We start from the raw sequence: 3,491 nt of genomic DNA, 5'->3' as shown, positions 1-3,491 counted from the left end.
GGAAAAATAAAACGGGTGGTGAAGGTCGAGAGGATCAGCCCCACGACGGCCAGGTTGAGAAAGCTGATCATGTTCACCCAACTCAGGTAGTTCACGTCGTAGCTGAGTCGGCGGATGTTGAGAAAGTAGAGCGCCAACAGTCCGAAGAAGATCAGGAACTGAAGCCACTGCACCGGGTCGCGGCGAAACAGCCGCAAGTCCTTGACGATCAAGAGCCGCGTCTGGGGCGAGAGGAAGAAGGCGGCCCGCGTCAATGAGCGGTCGATCCAGGCCGGCTTGGGCCGCTTGCGGGCCGAACGTTCGCCGTGCAGCACGCTATAGCCCGGCCTGTAGATCCGCCCCGCCACCCAGACCGCGATCTGGTGCAAGAAGAGCGCGTTGGAGATCGTCAAGACCAGGAACTTCGTACTTTCGGCCAGCGCCCTGCGTCCCGCGTCATCCTGCCAATCGGCGCGGGCCGCCTCGAGCAAACCGGAGCTGAGCCACCAGCTCGGCAGCAGCCGCGCCTCGCTGATCCGCAGCCGCGCGAGCATCTCCTGGAACCAGGCGGGCGTGAGCAGGTCGTTCTCCAGGTCGCGCGTGAGCGACCAGGCGATTGCCGCCACGGCGGCCACCCCCAGGGTCGCGGCCAGCCAGTTCAGCCGCGCGCGATGGCCCGATAGCCAGCGGACGATGGCCATCGCCGCCAGCGCCCCCAGCGCGCCGGGAATGTAGACGAAGCCCACCAGGAACGGCACGAGCGCCGCGTAGTAGTAGACGGAAGCGCTCTCCACGACACCGTAGGCCGTCAGCATCGGCGTGCCCAAGAGCAGAAAGCCCCAACTGCTGAACAGCATCGCCTCGTGAAATTTGTGCAGGAAGACCCGTTCGATTCGCGCGGGCAGCGACAGCAGGAAGCGCACTTCCGCCGAACGGTAGAGTCCGCCGTAGACGATGATGGCGGTCGAAGCGACCAGCATCAGCGTGAGCGATGCGAAGAAGATGCTGAACACGGCGCGTGCGGTTTCGTCGTGGATGACCGGCTCGGGGACCATTGTCTTGAGGAAATAGAATCCCTCGGCGAAGAGCTGGAACAGTCCGGCCCACAGGAGAGCCGTCAAGGCCGTGACCAGCGTCACACGCAGTCGCGACTGGGCCAGCGCCTGCCGTAGCAGGTTCACGACCGTGCGGCGGCGCATCCGCCGGAATACGGCCGCTTCCTGCCGCGGCGAGAGCAAGCGCGGCCGGCCGCCGTCGCCTGTGGCAAATTGGGAAGTCGTCGAGCGGTGGATTATCAACGCGCAGACCTCATGGCCCGAACTTTAGTTCTTGCGGTACAGGTCCCATCCTAGCCTTTTTTGGCGGGTCGTCGAAAGGCGCTGGGGGCGACTTTCTCGCCCACATTTGTTGACCCCAGTGGTGCTTCATGTGCCCCTTGGGTCGAAGGCTCGTTTGGTAAAGGCCGAGTTTCGTCGCGGGCGCGTTCCGCGGCCGTGTTGACTTGGGGCAACTGCAACTCGACGCCACGTTTCGTGGGCGACACGGCGAGGCGGCCGTGCCCGCCATTGGGGCGGCCGCCTCGACCTGACAGTTTTTGGCTGGCGCCGGCGCCGCCGGCGCCGCCGGCGCGGTAGAATTGCCTCGAAAGGCCGAAACGAGTAGTAGGAGAATGCAATGACCGATACAACGACCCGACGACCGATCCGGGTCTCGACGGACGGCACGTCGATTTGCTGCAGAAGGTCCGGCGGCTCCTCGTGGAGGGGGTGGGTTTCGCTGACGGCAATGGTGTCAACGAACACGCCGCAAGCCGCCTGGGTAGCTTCTTGCGGCGCGCCGATTGTAACCGACGCCGCACTTGCCCCAACCGGTAAAAAAATCGTGAACCATTTGGAACCCTGCGGAGTCTAACCAGGTATAACCAATCGCGCACCGTCGGTCCCGTGGTCCGATCGTGCCGGTTTTCCCAGAAGATCAACCGCCTTTCAAGGCTCCCTACCATGATGTCCTTACGGCCAAGTATCACAAACGAACGCAGAGGGACGTGCTATTTCGCCGGTCAACCGGCGATATCGCTCCCCGCGGATCCGTTGCGCTTGTGACGCTCGGCCCCCAAGGCAAAGCAAGGCTCTTCAAGGCCCGGTGTCACAACGACACCGGGCCTTTTTCGTTGGTTTTGTTCGGATCGGTAGCTGAGACGCGACCACCGCTGCGCGGCGGTGCCCGGCGGCGGCCTGAAGAGCCGCAGACGAGGATTCGAGCGCCTCCCGATCCACTTGCGGCCCATTCGTCTAGCGGTTGAGGATTCCGGCCCTTCAAGCCGGCGGCAGGGGTTCGAATCCCCTATGGGCTACTTGAACGACAGAGCGTAGGAGAGCGGCTACTCCGCCTGGTCGGGAGCCAGGAGTGGGTATCGGCACCATCGCGCAGCGATGGTCGCGGTTCGAGTCCGGCCGTTCTGACTTGGGAGACAACAACGGGATGTAGGGTAACGGCGGCCCGCGTGCCTTGGGAGCACGAGCCGACCACCGCTGCGCGGCGGTGCCCGGGTTCAACTCCCACCATCCCGACTTGAACGCGGTCCGGTGTTGTAACGGAAGCACGGCGATCTGATACGTCGCCGGCCGACCACCGCTGCGCGGCGGTGCCCGGTTCGACTCCACCCCGGACTAATCGACCTTGGAGGACAAACGATGATGGCACGAATTCGGCTGAAACGCATACGCCCGCTCCCCATGGGGCCGTAGCGTAACGGCAGCGCATCCGCCTTTTAAGCGGAAGGCGACCACCGCTGCGCGTCGGTGCCCGGGTTCGAATCCCTCCGGCCCCATTTGCGGCACGTAGCTCAACGGTTAGAGCCGGCCTCTTATAAGGGCCAGATCGTGGGTTCGACTCCCTCCGTGCCGACTTGTCGGCCGACAACGGCGAAAAAAGTGACGACGACGGGATCGAGGTGTTAGCGGCAGCATACCTGGCTCTTAACCAGGTTGGTGACGGTTCAAGTCCGTCCGGTCCCACTGAAAAACGACAAGCACTGGTGGTCCAGCGGCGACGACTCCGCCCTCGTAACGCGGCAACGCGGGTTCGACTCCCGCCCGGTGCCCTTGGCTCTTTGACAATTCGGTTTGTTTGCAACGCGCCCATGATGTAGCGGTAGCCTCCCTGCTCGCCATGCAGGACGCGCCGGTTCAACTCCGGCTGGGCGCTTCGTTTCAGCGTGTGGGAAAGCCTGGAATTCCGCGTGCGTCGGAAGCACGAGATCGTCGGTTCAAATCCGACCACGCTGACTTGATTGCGGTGGGACCCGTGCTGGTACGGGTAGGCGGCTGTTAACCGCCCTGGCGCAGGTTCGATTCCTGCCACCGCAGTTCGATGTGGAAGGACAAGCCGATTGGCGACGGCACCCGGCCCGCGGGCACCGCCGCGCAGCGGTGGTCGGGACGAGCGATGAGCCTTGGGGGTTCGACTCCCTCTCCTTCCGCCTTACGTGCCCTTGGCCGATCGGCAGAGGT

The 3,491-nt window shown here is 63.9% G+C and carries 1 protein-coding gene and 11 tRNA genes; 11 read left to right on the top strand and 1 reads right to left on the bottom strand.

All coding sequences use genetic code 11. The annotated features are described in order from the left end of the window. Positions 1-1,277, bottom strand: a 1,277-nt coding sequence (locus VNH11_09930; protein ID HVA46670.1) for a hypothetical protein, incomplete at its 3' end; no start/stop codon positions are given. Positions 1,278-2,161: 884 nt separating this feature from the next. Between VNH11_09930 and VNH11_09925 the strand changes: the two genes are divergently transcribed. The 11 genes from VNH11_09925 (at position 2,162) to VNH11_09875 (ending at position 3,347) form a co-directional block, all read left to right on the top strand. Beyond that, positions 2,162-2,254 (top strand) — tRNA-Phe (locus tag VNH11_09925). A 5-nt stretch (positions 2,255-2,259) separates the two neighbouring features. After that, positions 2,260-2,332 (top strand) — tRNA-Glu (locus VNH11_09920). Between the two features lie 124 nt (positions 2,333-2,456). After that, positions 2,457-2,549 (top strand) — tRNA-Pro (locus VNH11_09915). Between the two features lie 9 nt (positions 2,550-2,558). Continuing rightward, positions 2,559-2,651, top strand: a tRNA-Ile gene (locus VNH11_09910). 65 nt (positions 2,652-2,716) lie between these two features. Further along, positions 2,717-2,809: transfer RNA gene (locus tag VNH11_09905), tRNA-Lys, on the top strand. A gap of 4 nt (positions 2,810-2,813) precedes the next feature. Next, positions 2,814-2,886 (top strand) — tRNA-Ile (locus VNH11_09900). A 37-nt stretch (positions 2,887-2,923) separates the two neighbouring features. Beyond that, positions 2,924-2,996, top strand: a tRNA-Lys gene (locus VNH11_09895). Between the two features lie 14 nt (positions 2,997-3,010). Then, positions 3,011-3,082: transfer RNA gene (locus VNH11_09890), tRNA-Thr, on the top strand. 33 nt (positions 3,083-3,115) lie between these two features. Next, positions 3,116-3,186 (top strand) — tRNA-Gly (locus tag VNH11_09885). Positions 3,187-3,192: 6 nt separating this feature from the next. Then, positions 3,193-3,266 (top strand) — tRNA-Pro (locus VNH11_09880). 6 nt (positions 3,267-3,272) lie between these two features. Next, positions 3,273-3,347 (top strand) — tRNA-Asn (locus VNH11_09875). Positions 3,348-3,491 lie beyond the last annotated feature (144 nt).

Source organism: Pirellulales bacterium (genome assembly GCA_035533075.1).
Lineage (GTDB): Bacteria > Planctomycetota > Planctomycetia > Pirellulales > JAICIG01 > DASSFG01.
The sequence above is the reverse complement of the archived record's forward strand: the minus strand, read 5'-3'. Positions and strand labels throughout refer to the sequence as shown.